This is a genomic window from gamma proteobacterium symbiont of Lampromicra miyakona (assembly GCF_059730895.1).
Genome location: NZ_AP035933.1, coordinates 152,919 through 168,575 on the forward strand (window position 1 = coordinate 152,919; position 15,657 = coordinate 168,575).

The 15,657-nt window shown below is 57.7% G+C and carries 18 protein-coding genes; 7 read left to right on the forward strand and 11 right to left on the reverse strand.

Annotation, left to right across the window (positions count from 1 at the left end; genetic code table 11):
* The first annotated feature begins 60 nt into the window (after positions 1–60).
* Positions 61–279, forward strand: a complete 219-nt coding sequence (locus AC6I8P_RS20230; RefSeq protein ID WP_498031288.1) for a hypothetical protein — start codon at positions 61–63, stop codon at positions 277–279.
* On the opposite strand, the gene AC6I8P_RS20235 is transcribed toward AC6I8P_RS20230, so the two are convergent.
* Complete coding sequence (locus AC6I8P_RS20235) at positions 260–799, reverse strand: nuclear transport factor 2 family protein (RefSeq protein WP_104187173.1); 540 nt, start codon at positions 797–799, stop codon at positions 260–262. The two genes, AC6I8P_RS20230 and AC6I8P_RS20235, sit on opposite strands and share 20 nt — an antisense overlap.
* Positions 800–919: 120 nt before the next feature.
* Here AC6I8P_RS20235 and AC6I8P_RS20240 point away from each other — a divergent pair, with 120 nt between their 5' ends.
* From AC6I8P_RS20240 to AC6I8P_RS20255, 4 genes are all read left to right on the forward strand, one after another.
* Positions 920–1,813, forward strand: a complete 894-nt coding sequence (locus AC6I8P_RS20240; RefSeq protein ID WP_262264767.1) for a LysR family transcriptional regulator — start codon at positions 920–922, stop codon at positions 1,811–1,813.
* Positions 1,814–2,093: 280 nt separating this feature from the next.
* Positions 2,094–3,362: an MFS transporter gene (locus AC6I8P_RS20245; protein WP_498031289.1), complete on the forward strand. Its 1,269-nt coding sequence runs from the start codon at positions 2,094–2,096 to the stop codon at positions 3,360–3,362.
* A 1-nt stretch (position 3,363) separates the two neighbouring features.
* A complete protein-coding gene (locus AC6I8P_RS20250; protein ID WP_058781387.1) occupies positions 3,364–4,557 on the forward strand; it encodes an enolase C-terminal domain-like protein in 1,194 nt (397 codons plus the stop codon).
* 48 nt (positions 4,558–4,605) lie between these two features.
* The gene (locus AC6I8P_RS20255; protein WP_498031290.1) at positions 4,606–5,388 is read left to right on the forward strand and encodes a GntR family transcriptional regulator; all 783 of its coding nucleotides are present in this window, start codon (positions 4,606–4,608) and stop codon (positions 5,386–5,388) included.
* On the opposite strand, the gene AC6I8P_RS20260 is transcribed toward AC6I8P_RS20255, so the two are convergent.
* From AC6I8P_RS20260 to AC6I8P_RS20270, 3 genes are all read right to left on the reverse strand, one after another.
* On the reverse strand, positions 5,385–5,993 hold the full coding sequence (locus tag AC6I8P_RS20260; RefSeq protein WP_081316064.1) for a TetR/AcrR family transcriptional regulator: 609 nt from the start codon (positions 5,991–5,993) through the stop codon (positions 5,385–5,387). The two genes, AC6I8P_RS20255 and AC6I8P_RS20260, sit on opposite strands and share 4 nt — an antisense overlap.
* A 6-nt stretch (positions 5,994–5,999) precedes the next feature.
* Complete coding sequence (locus AC6I8P_RS20265) at positions 6,000–6,464, reverse strand: pyridoxamine 5'-phosphate oxidase family protein (RefSeq protein ID WP_058770508.1); 465 nt, start codon at positions 6,462–6,464, stop codon at positions 6,000–6,002.
* 193 nt (positions 6,465–6,657) lie between these two features.
* Entirely contained in the window at positions 6,658–7,233 is a 576-nt protein-coding gene (locus AC6I8P_RS20270; protein WP_238562257.1) for a TetR/AcrR family transcriptional regulator, read from the reverse strand.
* 88 nt (positions 7,234–7,321) lie between these two features.
* Here AC6I8P_RS20270 and bdcA point away from each other — a divergent pair, with 88 nt between their 5' ends.
* Positions 7,322–8,035 carry an SDR family oxidoreductase gene (gene bdcA, locus AC6I8P_RS20275; protein WP_132463630.1) on the forward strand — a complete coding sequence of 238 codons (714 nt, stop codon included), beginning with the start codon at positions 7,322–7,324 and terminating at the stop codon, positions 8,033–8,035.
* 2 nt (positions 8,036–8,037) lie between these two features.
* On the opposite strand, the gene AC6I8P_RS20280 is transcribed toward bdcA, so the two are convergent.
* The 4 genes from AC6I8P_RS20280 to gcvA form a co-directional block, all read right to left on the reverse strand.
* Positions 8,038–8,283 (reverse strand): hypothetical protein, encoded by a 246-nt coding sequence (locus AC6I8P_RS20280; protein WP_498031291.1) that lies wholly within the window; start codon positions 8,281–8,283, stop codon positions 8,038–8,040.
* Between the two features lie 161 nt (positions 8,284–8,444).
* On the reverse strand, positions 8,445–9,335 hold the full coding sequence (locus tag AC6I8P_RS20285) for an oxidoreductase (protein WP_498031292.1): 891 nt from the start codon (positions 9,333–9,335) through the stop codon (positions 8,445–8,447).
* Between the two features lie 19 nt (positions 9,336–9,354).
* Positions 9,355–10,182 carry an EamA family transporter gene (locus AC6I8P_RS20290; protein WP_104093550.1) on the reverse strand — a complete coding sequence of 276 codons (828 nt, stop codon included), beginning with the start codon at positions 10,180–10,182 and terminating at the stop codon, positions 9,355–9,357.
* A gap of 75 nt (positions 10,183–10,257) precedes the next feature.
* Positions 10,258–11,163, reverse strand: coding sequence for a transcriptional regulator GcvA (gene gcvA, locus AC6I8P_RS20295; protein ID WP_141496073.1), 906 nt, complete (start codon positions 11,161–11,163; stop codon positions 10,258–10,260).
* 272 nt (positions 11,164–11,435) lie between these two features.
* Here gcvA and AC6I8P_RS20300 point away from each other — a divergent pair, with 272 nt between their 5' ends.
* On the forward strand, positions 11,436–12,137 hold the full coding sequence (locus tag AC6I8P_RS20300) for an OBAP family protein (RefSeq protein WP_498031293.1): 702 nt from the start codon (positions 11,436–11,438) through the stop codon (positions 12,135–12,137).
* Between the two features lie 14 nt (positions 12,138–12,151).
* On the opposite strand, the gene AC6I8P_RS20305 is transcribed toward AC6I8P_RS20300, so the two are convergent.
* The 3 genes from AC6I8P_RS20305 to AC6I8P_RS20315 are packed head-to-tail and all read right to left on the reverse strand — an operon-like array spanning position 12,152 to position 15,657.
* The gene (locus tag AC6I8P_RS20305) at positions 12,152–12,931 is read right to left on the reverse strand and encodes an SDR family oxidoreductase (RefSeq protein WP_498031294.1); all 780 of its coding nucleotides are present in this window, start codon (positions 12,929–12,931) and stop codon (positions 12,152–12,154) included.
* A 10-nt stretch (positions 12,932–12,941) separates the two neighbouring features.
* Positions 12,942–14,021 (reverse strand): M24 family metallopeptidase, encoded by a 1,080-nt coding sequence (locus tag AC6I8P_RS20310; RefSeq protein ID WP_498031295.1) that lies wholly within the window; start codon positions 14,019–14,021, stop codon positions 12,942–12,944.
* Positions 14,014–15,657 carry a GMC family oxidoreductase gene (locus tag AC6I8P_RS20315; protein WP_498031296.1) on the reverse strand — a complete coding sequence of 548 codons (1,644 nt, stop codon included), beginning with the start codon at positions 15,655–15,657 and terminating at the stop codon, positions 14,014–14,016. Before AC6I8P_RS20315 ends, AC6I8P_RS20310 begins: the two co-directional genes overlap by 8 nt.

Here is a 15,657-nt window from a genome sequence, read left to right on the forward strand (position 1 = left end):
ATAGCATTCTGCACATGATATTCTTTGGTGAGGCGATGATTTATAGGGAAATATGCTGCATTGCTACAGGATAAGAATGTCGACTTTGATAAATTTCATACGTTACTGGCAAGTACATCACCAAAGGATTTGGCTGAAAGGAATAGCCAGACTGTTGCCATGCTGGACACCAACCTGCGCAGCCAGTCTCGTAGCGGATTGTCATTGATGACGTCGCTGCATATCGTGGTCTGGCTCAATGACTGTCTTGTCGCGTTAATTATCGTGATTGTCGGCTGAATACATCTTTCAGCCCCTGGGAAAGCAATGCGCGTGATAAACCGCTACCGTCCACCGGAATCAACGTCCTGCGATGAATTTTCCATTGGCCCGCAATGCGTTTTAACTCCCAGCGATTCACTACAACGCGGTGTATGCGATACCCAGGAGAGCTGCCGTGATTGGCCAGCATGCGTGATTCGCCTTTATCATCCAGATAAATTAACTGTAAATAAGAGGTGACTACCGCGCTGTCTCCGCGCAGATCAATCAAGGGTAATCCGGTAAAATGCGCTAATCCGTTAGCCAGTGCTTCCTCATGCTCAGGCCGCAAAATAAAGGCGGCTATCGCCTCTGCACCCTCCGCGCCATCAAGATGAGGACCGCGATTGAATTCACTCTTTTCCAGATAAACCGATAATGTATATTCCGCCATTGCAGTATCTGCGCTGGGAGGATGTGACGCAATCAATTCATAAATCGCCAGTTTGTCTTCGATAATTTGTAATCTCTGCGCTAATTCAAGGTTTTCCTGCAGCATAAAGTGCTCCTGATATTATTTATTAATTATGATTTGAGTGATTATAACGAGATACTTACAGGCGTGAAGTTCCTGTATCTTAATGGTGTGTTAAGTGGCAATTAATAAAGGACATCAATAATGATTAACAGCGCGGAGTATCTGGCTTTACGGGCTTTCGTCGTGGTTGCTCAGCAACTGAATTTCAGAGCCGCTGCGGAAATATTAGGGGTATCTGCGTCAGCCGTCAGTCAGCAAATCACCGCGCTGGAAGCACAACTCGGGCAACGTTTGCTGAACCGGACCACCCGGGCGGTATATCTTACCGATGATGGCAAGTCCTTGTTTCTTCAGACTGCACCCATTATGACTAATCTGCATGAGACCCTGCAGCAGGCACACGCCAGAAGCCAGGATATTAAGGGGCTGATTCGCGTTCATGCTTTTCGATCGGGTGCTGAAATGTTTCTTGATCACAATATTGCCGGGTTTCTTACTGATTATCCCAACGTGCAGCTGGATATCACAACCAGCGATGCGCCGGTCGATCTGAGCCGCGGCGGCTATGATTTATCACTGCGCTTAGGCGAGGTGCTGGAACCGGGATTTGTTGCTATTCCATTAGGCAAGCCGCTCCATCAGATTGTGGTCGCTGCGCCAGCATATCTGGCAAAGCATGGTGCGGTTGAAGTCCCGGAAGATCTGATCAATCACAATTGCATCGGCTGGCGCTGGCCGGGAAGTAGCAGGGTAGAGCCCTGGCAGTTCTTAAATGAGGGGAAAATTTTTGATATTCCCGTGCACGGAAATCTGGTGGTAGACGATCGCGAAAGGCAGCGGCAGGCCGCTATTGCTGGCGCAGGTATTGCCCAGTTAACGGCGGAACGGGTCAGTGCATTGCTGGCCTCCGGCAAGCTTTGTCGCCTTCTGCAACCCTGGGAGATGGAATTCCCGGGTTATTCACTTTGCTGGATAGCGGGTAAAGCCATGTCACCTGCCATGCGCGCGTTTATACAATGGCTTCGCATAAAATAACCCTGCCCGGAGTGTGCCAGCGCACTCTGTTCACTTCGATTAATCACCACGTTTTTAGCTCATCTTCGCCCGGCTCGCCCCTCTTATAAACGTTTACCAGCGGCTTCACGCTGAAACGTTTCATATCTCATTTCCGTACTCAGCCCATTGAAGAGTGTTCAGCGGATGTATACAACAGAACTTGTATACAAGTGCATTTTTTATCCATGTCACCAACACCGGGAAAGACCATGCAAAGTACAGATACTGAAATTGAAAAGCGGGTGATCCGTAAACTGTCGTGGCGACTGATTCCGCTCCTGATTGCTGCTACGTGATTGCGGTGATCGATCGCGCCAATATCGGCGTGGCCGCCCTCACCATGAATGCCGATCTCGGCATCAGCGCCGCCAGTTTTGGCCTCGCCGCCGGTCTGTTTTTCCTGCCTTACGCCATCCTCGAACTGCCCTCCAATCTGCTGATGGAAAGGGTGGGCGCGCGCTGGTGGATCGCCCGCATTATGGTGACCTGGGGCATCATCTCCGGTGCGCATATGTTTGTGTGGAGTGAAAACAGCCTCTATGTGATGCGCGCGCTGCTGGGTGCCGCTGAAGCCGGTTTCTTCCCCGGCATCGTGTTTTATCTCACCCTGTGGTTTCCGGTGGCGTGGCGCGGACGCATTATCGCCTCGTTTATGACCGGCATTCCGATTGCGCTGATTATCGGCACACCGGTTTCCAGCCTGTTGTTAGAACTGCACGGATGGCTGGGGCTGCGCGGCTGGCAGCTGATGTTTCTGCTGGAGGCCATTCCGGCGATTGTGCTGGGATTGATCGTCCCCTTTGCGTTGCCCGATCGGCCGGAAGATGCCCGCTTCCTCAGCGCAGATGAGCAGCACTGGCTGGTGACAACACTGGCTGCTGAGCGGCAAAAACTGCCGTCGCGCGGCCACGGCGGTCTGCTGAAAGCGCTGTTCAGCCCGCTGGTGTTGTTGTTCAGCCTCACCTATTACGGACTGGCGAACCTCAACGGTGCGGTGAGCACCTTCCTGCCGCTGATCATCAGCGAAACCGGCTTAAGTCATGTTCAGACCGGATTCATCACCATCATCCCTTACGTATTTGGTCTGGCCGGCATGCTGGTGCTGGGACGTATAGCCGATCGTCCCGGGTCGCGTCTGCTGGCCAACTATCTGGCGCTGATCTTCTCCTTTGTCGGGCTGTTATGCGTCGCGTGGTTCGATAACTCGCTGGTGAAAATGATGTTTTTGTGCTGTTCGGCATTTGGCTTTTTCGGCGCGATGCCGGTGTTTTGGGGATTACCCGCGCAGTTTATCCCGGCATCCGTGGTGGCGGGCGGCCTCGCCCTGATCAATGCGCTGGGCAGTATTGCCAGTGTGGTGAATCCGTGGGTCATCGGCGTGATACGCGACCGCAGCGGCAGTTATAACGGCGGATTTTACTGGCTGGCGGCGATGGCGATGCTCTCGATCATTACCCTGAGCATCATCTTCCGTCGTCAGCGTTTACCGGCTTACCAGGCCAGCAATGAACAACGTGAGGGGCAGTAGTATGAAGATTATTGATGTCCGGTTACTTCAGGTGAAAGGCGTGATGCCGGGAGAGGGCGATTTCTGGGAGGAGCGTCTCGCGCGTCCCACCGATATCTATGCGCAGTTTCGTACCGTGAATAATCATGACGGTGGCGTTCAGCTGGAAGACGGTTTTGCCATTACCACTGTGTTTCTTGAGATTGTTTCTGATGAGGGCGTGGACGGGCTGGCAGGGCCGGTGCCGCATGCCGTTGCATCAATCATTCATGGCCAGCTGCGGCCGTTATTGCTGGGTCAGGATCCGCGCGACACCGAGCGTTTGTGGGATCAGATGTACCGGGCGCAGATTCATGGGCGTCAGGGCGATGGCATGCTGGCGATCAGCGCGGTGGATTGTGCCTTGTGGGATTTGCGTGCCAAATGGATGCAGCAACCGGTGTTTCGCCTGCTGGGCGGGTCGTTACGGGAAGAAATTCCGGCGTACGCATCGATGCTGGGCTTTGCGGTGCAGGATATGGCGCGGGTGCACGAGCGGGCGCTGGAGTATAAGGCGCTGGGATATCGCGGACAAAAATGGTTTTTCCGCCACGGCCCGATGAGCGGCAGAGAAGGGCTGAAGAAAAACATCGAACTGGCAAAAACGCTGCGCGAAGCCGTGGGGGATGATTACGATCTGATGTTTGATTGCTGGCAGTCGATGGATGTGACGTATCTGCTTGAACTGGCAAAGGGCATCGAGCCGTATCGCCCGCGCTGGCTGGAAGAGTGCGTAATGGCTGACAGAATCGGCAGTATGCAACGACTCAAAGATAAACTGTCGATCCCGATGGCGGGAGGCGAACATGAGTACACGCGCTGGGGCTTCAAACGCTTCTTTGAATCCGGGGCGCTGGATGTAATTCAGCCCGATATCTACTGGTGCGGTGGGCTTTCAGAAACGCTAAAAATTGCCGCTATCGCCACCCTGTACGATTTGCAGGTAATCCCGCACGGTCATTCCAGCATCGCAACGGCCCATTTCAGCACCACGCAATCGCCGATCCACACGCCTTATCAGGAGTATCTGGTGAAATGGAACGATATTCATCAGTACTTCCTGCGCGATCCGCTGGTGCCGCAAAACGGGTTAATCCCGGTACCGCAGGGACCCGGCATGGGCATGGCACTTAATCCAGCGCATATTCAGCAGCAGACATACTTGTTCACCTCATAACCCAACGCTCCCTCAAACAGGCCCGTTATTGTTTGGGGGATCTGTCTCTTGTATACTACAAAACACAGTGCCCATCGTCATTCTGACCCCCTAAATGCTCGCTGTTTAAAGGACGCTCGCCACGCTATGCCCGCCGATAAACTCATCATTGACTGGTCATCGAAAAACATCCTCCGCCCGCAGTCACTGAGCAGCATTTTGGCCGATCATATTCGTGACCTGATCGTGAACTGCCAGATTGCACCCGGTGCATTAATTTCCGAGAACGATATTGCCACCCAGCTTAACGTGAGCCGGACGCCGGTAAGAGCGGCGCTGCAAAAGCTGGAGATGGAGCGTCTGGTGCAAATTATCCCGCAGCGCGGCACTTTTGTGTTTTCGTTTAATGAGCGGGAGATGCGCGAAACCTGTGAGATGCGGCAGATTCTGGAGTCAGGCGCATTAAAGCTGGCGCTGCAACATGATCGTCAGGCGCTGATCGCGCGCCTGAACGAACAGCTGGCGCGTGGACGCGATGCATTACAAAACGCGCCGGAGACCTACCGCGAAACCGATGCGGCGTTTCATATGGCACTGATTGAAGCCAGCCAGAATAGCGAGCTGGTCGGTTTTTACAAAACCAGCATCAACCGCATTCGTGCCTTTCTCAATCACCTGACGCGCACGCCGGATGAGTTTCAGGGTTCGCAAAACGATCATGAGGCGATCGTGGCGCGGTTAACTAATTACGAGGATGAACAGGCGCTGGAACTTCTGCACTGGCATCTTGGCGGCATTATGCGCATGTTCCAGCGGTCGGTGGCGGATGCTGATGTAAACCCGCGCGGTTAAGGCATTCGGAGCAGTGGAAGCCAGATATCATCAATGATTTCCAGCACAACGTCTTCTGAAACGGGCTGCATGGTCATAAACACTTCATGGCGATAGAGATCAAGCGGCAGGTTAATAACCCGGGTTGACCATTGCTTATCCGTTAACTCACTGCGTGCCACAGCGCGCGCGACGATCACTTCACACGGGCCTGGCTCATTGACATCCCCTAGCCGTTTCCGTAACTGGCTGAAGTTGATGCCGGTCTCGCGAAAAAAGTCCGTTATCTGCAGGTTCATCAGGGTCAACATGCGCACGCGACCGACATCAGCATGCCGCAGCAGGGCCAGAGCATCGCCACGCAGGCTGCCCGTGTCAGGGGTCTCAATGAGTTGTGCTTGCCAGGCTTTTTGCGTCGCGGCAAGCAGCAAATCGTTGCGCTGTGGCCAGCGCCTGTGGAGCACCGGCCTGCTGGTTTTAGCGCGTGCCGCCACGGCTTCGTAAGTAAAGCCGTTATAGCCTTGTTCCAGTAAAAGGTCCCAGGCCGCATTCAGGATGGCGTCTTCCAGCTGAGCTCCACGCCGTCGTGTGGCGATGGTTTTTTTTCCCTGATTCATGAGTGTCATAATTGTTCAATCAATGAAAGGTGGCTGATCCCAGGGCTGACCTCGATCAACGATGGGTCGTACCCTGGTTATCACACAACTGACTGTGGCCCGCAATTCGGCTGCCTTGTGCGCACCATGTTTCAGCAGGATATTCTGACGAATTCTCTCCAGCTTCTCGCCCTTATCGTGTATTTCTGTCACCTGCGCATGAATCCTGGCTCCGCAGTAGTCTCGTGCCCTTTCACCCGTCTCCCAGGCGATGAACACAACGGATCTATTCTGGTGGATGTTCCGGAGTGTAACTGACGCCTCGTCACTTATCTCAAACTCAATGGTTCCATCGGGCAACTGACGGGGTGTTCCCATGAAAGCGACATTAGGTTGACCATCAGCACTTGCCGTACAAAGTAATTTATCATGATGATTGTTAAAGAAATGGCGCAGCGTATTTAACTTCTCATTACCGGATGCGGCCTGTATTAGTGTCATCTCTGCGCTCCACTTTTCATTCGCCCTGATGTCACGCCATTAATATTGGAAAAAAGAAATAAGATACACGAGTGAATCTTATTCTTTCAGACTAGCGCAGCCAGTTAAGATACACAAGTGAATCTTATTGGCGCCTGTCAATGGCGCGTTTGCCGGGAGAAAGAGGGTTCATTCTGCTTCTGTTGGGAGCAACTCATTGCTGCAGCGCTGCAGCCACCGCCAGACCCGCCAGCTCCGCGCTGGCCAGCAGTTGCTCAACGCTGTGACCCTGACGCGCTCTGGCAGAAAGTCCGGACATCACGGTACTGACAAAATCGGTCAGACGCTGCGCGTCCTGTGGGTAGTGGGCTGCGATATAGCGCCGGATGGTGTCCTCAGCGGCGCGATGAAACACTCTGGCCGCCTCGCGCGCCTGCTGATCCTGACAGCGAATCCCTTCCAGCACCAGACAACCCGCACACACCTCATCCCGGGCATAATGCAGCGCCGCCGCTTTCAGTAATGCATCGAGGGCTTCGGCCACCGGGCGGTCGTCGCGCAGTATCTCAGCCAGGGGAATCGAGCCGGTAGTGGCGTAGCGATCGAGAACGCGGGCATACAATCCGGCCTTGTTACCGAACGCGCTGTAAAAGCTCGGCGGATTGATGCCCAGCGCGTCAGTGACATCGACGACGCTGACGGCGTCATAACCTTTGGCATGGAATAACCCCTGCGCAACCGCTACGGCGTGTTCGGGGTCAAAGTTGCGGGGACGACCAGGTGATTTCATATTTTATAGTGCTCGCTACAAAATTGCATTGACATTAAATCGGGCTCATTTTGTAATGCATACTAAGAAATCACACGTGGAGATGCAAATGAGTGGCTTTAACGATAAGCAGGTTCTGGTTCTGGGCGGCAGTCGCGGTATTGGTGCGGCTATCGTGCGTCGCTTTGCTGATGAGGGTGCCAGCGTGACCTTTACCTTCTCAGGTTCGCCGGAGGCCGCCGAAAAACTGGCGCACGAAACCGGTTCGGCTGCCGTTCATACCGACAGCTCAGAGCGCGATGCGGTGATTGCTACCGTGCGCGACAGTGGACCGCTGGATGTGCTGGTGGTTAATGCTGGCATCGCCCTGTTTGGTGATGCGCTGGAACAGGATCCGGACGCGGTCGATCGCCTGTTCCGCATTAACATTCACGCGCCGTATCATGCTGCGGTTGAAGCCGCCCGACAGATGCCAGCCGGCGGCCGCATCATCATCATCGGTTCGGTCAATGGCGACCGTATGCCGATTCCCGGTATGGCGTCTTATGCGCTAAGTAAATCCGCTTTGCAGGGGCTGGCGCGCGGCCTGGCGCGGGATTTCGGCCCACGCGGCATCACCATTAACGTGGTGCAACCGGGCCCGATTGATACCGATGCCAATCCGGAAAATGGTCCGATGAAAGATCTGATGCACAGCTTCATGGCCATCAAACGCCATGGCCGTTCTGAAGAGGTGGCGGGCATGGTGGCCTGGCTGGCAGGACCCGAAGCCGGTTTCGTCACCGGCGCCATGCACACCATTGATGGGGCGTTTGGCGCATAACGTCAGTGTCTGAACAGGGCGCTGACCACCGCGCTGAATACCGAACCGGTGGCAAAAGCGTGTTCGGTCATGTGCTCTTCATGGCGAATATCAGCCAGCCGCCGCAGCGCCGTCTGCGCGCTGGCTGCATTAATTTCTTCATCCATCTTGCTGTAACCGTCCGCCATCAGCAGCCGGGCACGTTCCACATCCGATCGTTCCAGCGTGGCGATAACCTGTTGTTTGCGATAAAAAACGTAATCTGTCATAAGTGCGTCCTGTTGCTGTCATCGTGATTATGCCGCGGAGGCGATGGTTTAAATCAGCTGAACATCGCACCCTCTTGGTAGCGGCGCAATCAAAACCTGGCCGTTGTATAAACAATTTGCAGCATAGCTGTTTCTTCCCGCGCGTCCGGCAACCTATTTTATCAGCCCGGTCCTTCGCTGCCCGCTGCCAGCAGCGGCACCACGACATCGCTAATCGGCGTAGCAATAGCATGCTGACGGCCATAGCGCTGTACCACACCATTGCGGGTATCCCACTCCAGCGGGCGGTTGGCCTGACGATCGGCGAGGATCGAGGTGCTCAGATCGGGCGGCGCGCGGTGAAAGCCATCAATAATTTCCTGAGGCACGCTGTCGTCCAGCACCGCGCCGGCCGCGCGCGCCACCGTCAGACACTCCTGCAAATAGGCTAATCCCAGCTGCGTGATATCGCCGCGGCTAAACATGCCGGCGCGACGGTTGGCCAGCACCATCAAACCGGCGGCGGCATTTTGTAACAGTTTGCGCCAGGCGATGGAGAGAAAGTCCGCGGCCAGTGCCACCTCACAGCGCGTATCGCGCAGCGCATCCACTACGCGCGCGGCCTGCGGCACATCCGGCAAGGTCAGGCGAGGCTGGGCGCGCAGCCAGACTGACGCATCCGGCTCGCGCTGCGCCGGGAACCACACCACCGAAGGTAATACCGTGGCGCCGTTGACATAAGGCCCCAGCTGGCTCTGCTGCTCGACGCCATTTTGCAGCGCGCACACCACGGTTTTTTCATCGCACAGAGTGGCCAGCCACGCGGCGCTGTCCGCGACCTGGGTGGTTTTAACCGCCACGAACAGCAAATCGCAGCGTTGTGTCACGTGCGAGACATCATGCAATACCGGACCAGGCACGCTGATTTCGCCCGCATCGTGGCGCAGCGTTAACTGGGCATGGGCCGTGCGGCCGCACAGCAGCGGGGTGCGCCCGGCTTCATGCAGTACCGCCGCGACGGTGGTACCAATTGCACCGGGGCCCAGCAGGGCGATTTTACAACGTTCAGACATACTGCCATCTCCTCATCGCTTAACCGATCATCAGCGTGCCGAGTGCAATCACCGCACACGCCAGCATTTTTCTTACCGTTAATGCTTCACCGAGAAACAGCGCGCCCAGCACGGCGGCAAACAGCACGCTGGTTTCACGCAGCGCCGACACCGCGCCCATCGGCGCTGCCGTCATGGCGTAAATGATGATGCCGTAGGCCAGCAGCGAAACCAGGCCACCCGCCGCGGCGCTCAGCACGCCCGGTCGCCACTGCAGCAGGCTTTTGCTGTCGCGCAGCGCGATGTAGACCGCCGGCATTAATATGCCCCACAAGCTGCACATCCACGCGGTATACGCAAACGCATTGCCGGCAACGCGCACGCCCATGCCGTCCACCACGCTGTACGCGGCGATAAAGGCACCGGTCGCCAGCGTGTAGCGCAGGCCCGGCAGCGCCAGTTTGCCGCCGCGCAGCGCCAGCGACACAATGCCAGCGGACACCAGCACGATGCCGCACAGCGTAGTAAAGGCGATGTGCTCGCCGGCAAACAGCGCGGCGGCGCAGGTCACCAGCAGCGGCGACGATCCGCGCGCAATCGGATAGGTCTGGCCGAGATCGCCGCTCTGGTAGCTGCGCACCAGGCACAGGTTATAGCCGACGTGCAGCAGCGCCGACAGCAGCGCATATTTCCAGCTGGCGCGCGCCGGCAGCGGCAGAAACAGCGTACTGAGCGCACACACCAGCGCGATCGCCACGCACATAATGGTCATTGACCACAGGCGATCGGATCCGCCGCGCAGTAAAGTGTTCCAACTGGCGTGCAGCAGCGCGGCGCACAGCGTTAAGACAATAATGTAATCAGGCATAGGCTGATGCTATGCAGCCGCAAATGGATTGGAAAGCGAAGATTTATCATTGCGCTATGAGTAAAAGCTCATGCTTTACTGATAATCCTGCTGCGCCTGACGTGATTCAGCGAGCAGCCAGCGACGAAAATCAACGATGTGCGGCTGGCTTTCAATGCCCTGCGGACAGACGAAATAGTAGGCGGCGGGCGAGGAAAACGCGACGCTGAACAGCCGCACCAGGCTGCCGTCGCGCAGCTCTTTTTCAACGTGACCGCTGCGCGCCAGCGCCACGCCTTGCCCCAGCAGCGCGGCTTCCAGCGTCATATTGGTGTCGGCAAAACGTACGCTCTCCTGTAAGGCATCCAGCGTCAGGCCGACCTGTTTAAACCAGATCTCCCACTTTGGCACCAGATCGGCGCCATCACGCATCAGCAGCGGGTAGCGCAGCAGTTCTGCCGGTTCCTGCGGTGTGCCGAAGCGCTGCAGCAGCGCCGGACTGGCAACCGGAAACAGCTGTTCACGAAACATAAATTCGCTGTGCAGCGCCGGATAATTGCCATGTCCAAAGCGGATCGCCACATCAGAATCCTGGCGCGAGAAGGTAATCGCATCATCGGTGCTTTCCAGCGTCACCAGAATTTCCGGATGCTGGCGCGTCAGGCCCGGCAGGCGCGGCAACAGCCACTTCAGCGCAAATGAGTAAGTGGTATTGACGCGCAGCCGCACGCGGCCTTTCTGCTCGCGTAAGTCGGCTAAGGTGGTTTCCAGATTACTGAAAAACTCGCGCACTATCGGTGCCAGCGCCGCGCCGGCCGGCGTCAGACTCAGCGTTTTGCCGCGCTGAAACAGCTGCACGCCCCAGATCTCTTCCAGGTTTTTGAGCTGATGGCTGACGGCGCTTTGGGTGATAAACAGCTCTTCAGCGGCGGCGGTAAAGGTCGGATGGCGCGTCGCCACTTCAAACGCGCGCAGCATGGCGGTAGGCGGTAACTCTCTCATCAGTGCAGCCTTGTTTTATGAGCGTTCACTCATGATAGCGGAATCGTCTGTTTACTCACGAAACTTATTCACCCAGCCCCCAGCTTCGCCTCTCGGCCTGTCACTCTGCTAACAGTGGCCGACACATTCATCACTGAATCGGCGGCCAACTGAGCGGCCTGATATTTACCGCGTGGCGGTTTTAATTCGCCGCCGGATAGTGTTCCCGCTGCGCTCGCGTCCTGACGCTGATTAACTATGTTTATCACTCAATATAAGAATGGGGTGATGAAATGCGAAACCGTGTATTTAGCGCGCTGGCGTTATTGTTATTATCCGGCTGTGGCGCGAATAACAGCGCTTCGCCGGTCTCAGCACCTGGTGCGCCGGTAGGGGGGAAAACCGCGCTGCTGGAGAGCGGGGCGGCGGCGTTGCAGTCGCGGCCGCCGATTGAGGCGATCAATACGTATCTGGATGGTTTTCATTATTACTGCGGAAATCAGCAGGGGCAGATGGAGGCCCATCACTACGTCACCATTCTTAATGACGATGTGATGCAGGCGGTTATTTTTGACGGTAACAAAAAAGACGCCAAATTAATGGGCGTGGAATATATCATCAGCGAACGTTTATTTAAGCAGCTGCCGGCGCAGGAAAAGCAGTACTGGCACAGCCATCGCTATGAAGTGAAATCCGGTACGCTGATTGCGCCTGGCCTGCCGCCAGCCGCAGAGCATGCGCTGATGAGCAAAATCGTCAACACCTACGGAAAAACCTGGCACACCTGGCATACCGACCGCGATAAAACGCTGCCGCTGGGCGCGCCGACGCTGATGATGGGCTTTACCGCCGACGGTCAGCTCAATCCGGCGCTGCTGGCTGACCGCGACAAGCGCTTTGACGTCGATACCGCGACAATCCGCGCCGACCGCGCTGATATCGCCGCCCATCCGGTGGCGGCGGGTGCCGACCATTGCCGTCGCGTGCATCCGTAACCGGTGATTCCGGCTCACTCGTGATACATCTGGCTGCGCCCACCGTCGATCAGGATATCGGTGGCATTGATGAAGCGCGCCTCGTCGCTGGCGAGAAACAGCGCGGTGTAAGCCACTTCATCCGGCTCGCCGATGCGTTTACACGGCAGCAGCGCCGCCTGACGCGCGCGCTCGGCCTGCGGATCCGGACAGCCCGCCAGCCAGGCTTCAGCGGCTGGCGTCATGATCAAACCGGGCGAAATACTGTTTACGCGGATGCCCTGCGCGGCGTACTCCACGCCCAGCGAACGCGTCAGGCCGATCAGCCCGTGTTTAGCCACCGGATAAGGGAAGGCGCCGGGAATGATTTTGTGCCCGTGCACCGAGGCAACGTTAACGATGTTGCCATACTGACGGGCCAGCATCGCCGGCAGGACGCTGCGTATCAGGTTGTACGGCCCTTTCAGATTGGTGTTCATGCAGCGCTGCCAGTCATCCTCGTCCAGCGTCAGCGGATCGCGAAAAACGTTTACGCCAGCGCAGTTGATCAGGATATCAATATCTCCCAGCGCCTGCTGCGCCTGCTGTACCGCGCGGCTAACCTGCTGCGGCTGCGTGACATCGGCTGCGCAGGCCAGACAGCGCTGGCCGGACTGCTGCTGTAGCTGCGCCGCCAGCGCTTCGCTGCTGTGTGCGTCGCGATCAAACAGCGCCAGGCGGGCGCCTTCGCGCGCAAACAGGGTGGCGATGGCGCTGCCGATGCCGCTGCCGGCACCGGTAATGATGGCGGTTTTATTGGCTAAACGTGGGGACATAGTCGCTTCCTTATGAGGATGTCGGGAGAATCAGCCAGTCGGCCAGCTCTAAGGTATTATCACCGCGCTGCAGGCGAATCAGCGGCCAGCTGTCGCTGCGCGTGAGCGGCACCAGCCCGCTGCGGCTGAGCAAAAAAGTGTCTTCGCTTTTCACGCCGCTCAGCGTCGGGTTCCACGCCACGGCGGTGTCGGGCTGCACCTCGCCGCGACTCTCCGGGGTGATAATCCAGTCGCGACAGCCGTAACCGGCCGGACCGCCCTGATGATGATCGCGCCATGCCTCAGCGTGACCGTGGCGTTGATAAGCCTGAGTGATGTCGGCAAAAACCGCTGACCAGCTGCGCTGCACCTGGGTGGCATACAGCATATCGGCATGGATCTCCGCCAGCGTCACAATGCGCTGGCGCAGCGCCGCGTCGGGTTCACCGAGATGCACCAGGCGCGTCAGGCTGACATGCAAACCGTGCCGTTCGGCACCGAGGGTGATCAGCATCATGCGCTGCAGCGTTTTGTGCGTCGGCACCGGATGTTTAAATGCGGCGATGCGCTCATCGGCGGCCACCAGCGTGCACATCGGGCGAATGCCGCGCGCCAGACAGCCGGCGGCAATGTCGGCTTCGACCTGCCATTCGCTGACGCCCGCGCGCAGCTGGCGCGCCACCGTTTCGACAACCTGCGCCGTCTCCTGTCCCAGCGTGCGAAAGCGCTGCTGTTCCGGTGCGCTCAGCCCCTGGCGCAGCGTGATCATCTGCGGCTGGATATCGCTCAATCCTGCCATGGGCGTATCGCTACCGATATGGCCCGCCGGCAGCACGCTGCTCAGCGACTGGTACCACGGATAGTGCCGGGTCGCACAGCTGAACGGCAGCGGCTCTTCGGCCAGAATGCGCGGTAGCTCATTGTCCGGTGCCAGCAGCAGCACGCTGTCGCGGCCAATCAGCAGGCTGGCAACGCCAGTCTCGGCGCGATCCACTACATAATAGCTGGCCCCGTCGGTCAGCCAGGCGATGTTATCGCGGCGCGTCAGCAATACCGCATCCAGCTGCCAGTGCGCCAGCGCCTGTTGCAGGCGCGCCAGTTTGTCACTCATACACGGCCTCCTTGTGCTCAACAATCTGCGACTGCAGAACCAGCTCCGCAGCGCGATGCGCCACGGCCATCACCACCGCATTGGTGTTGCCACTGATAATATTCGGCATCATCGAGGCATCCACCACGCGCAGCCGCTGTACGCCGCGCACGCGCAGGTCGTCGTGCAACACCGCCAGCGGATCGTCATCGTGGCCCATGCGGCAGGTGCCGACCGGGTGATAGCCGGTCTTTACCATGCGCCGGCAGTGGGCGCCAATCGCTTCATCACTGGTGACTTCTGCACCAGGGAAAATCTCTTCATCGACCATCTCGCGGATGGGCGCGGCGGCCAGCACCTGACGCGCAAAGCGAAAGCCGGCGAGGGTGCGGGCTAAATCGTCCGGATGGCCGAAAATCTGCGTATCGATCACCGGCAGGCTGCTGGCGTTGTTATCGCGCAGCGTGACTTCACCGGTGGCTTTGGGGCGCAGCAGCAGAGAATTCACTGTGACACCGTCACCGGGATCGGCCCCCATTACATCGCGATCGAGATAAACCGTTGGCACGCAGAACATCTGAATGGTGGGCGTCGCCGTGAAATCGAGCGGATCGAAAAAGGCGCAGGTTTCCACGCCGGTGGTGGTCACCGGGCCGCTTTTGAACAGCAGATATTGCAGTCCGGCTTTGACCATCGGCCAGCCGCGATCCTGGCCGTAGTAGCCAAACGCACCGCGCGTGCTGGCAACCACCGGCACTTCGTAATGGTCCTGCAGGTTTTTACCCACGCCCGGCAAGGCATGGCGCACGGTAATACCGTGCTGTTTCAGCTGTTCCTGCGGACCGATGCCGGAGAGCATCAGCAGTTTTGGCGTCTGGTAGGCACCGGCGGCCAGAATCACTTCGCGGCTGGCGCGCGCCTGTTGCGGCTGGCCATCCTGACGATAGCGCACGCCGCTGGCGCAGGTGCCGTCAAACAGCACCTCTTCCACCTGCGCACCGGTGACCAGCGTCAGCCGTGCGTCATGGCGCAGCGGGTTGATAAACGCATCGACCACGCTGCAGCGCTGTCGTGTCTGACCGTCAATGGTGTGCTGCATGAAGCCGACGCCAGACGGATTGCCGCTGTTAAAATCCGGCGTGTAGGGAATACCCAGCCCCTGCAGGGTTTTGACATAGGCGCGGCTCAGCGGACTGAAGTGGCCGAGATGCGACACTTTCATCGGGCCGCCAACGCCGTGATTGGGTGCGCCGAGGTGATCGTTATCTTCAATGGCGGTAAAGTGCGGCAGCAGCGCCTCCCACGACCAGTCGATGCCCTGATGGCCCAGCGCCTGGTTCCAGTCGGCGTAATCCTGTTTATGGCCGCGCATGTAGACCATGGCGTTGACAGTCGAACCGCCGCCCAGCACTTTGGCCTGCGGCACGATCACGCCGCGTCCGTTGAGCTGCGGCTGCGCTTCGGTTTGATGCATCGTCAGAAACCGGTCGCTGGCGAGAAACTTCATATAGCCGGCGGGCATTTTCAGCACCGGATGGTATTCGTCGCGCCCGGCCTCCAGCAGCAGCACGCGCGCATTTCCTTCGCTGACCAGGCGCGCGGCAACGATACAGCCCGCGCTCCCGCCGCCCACCACAATGTAATCGTACTCTTTCAT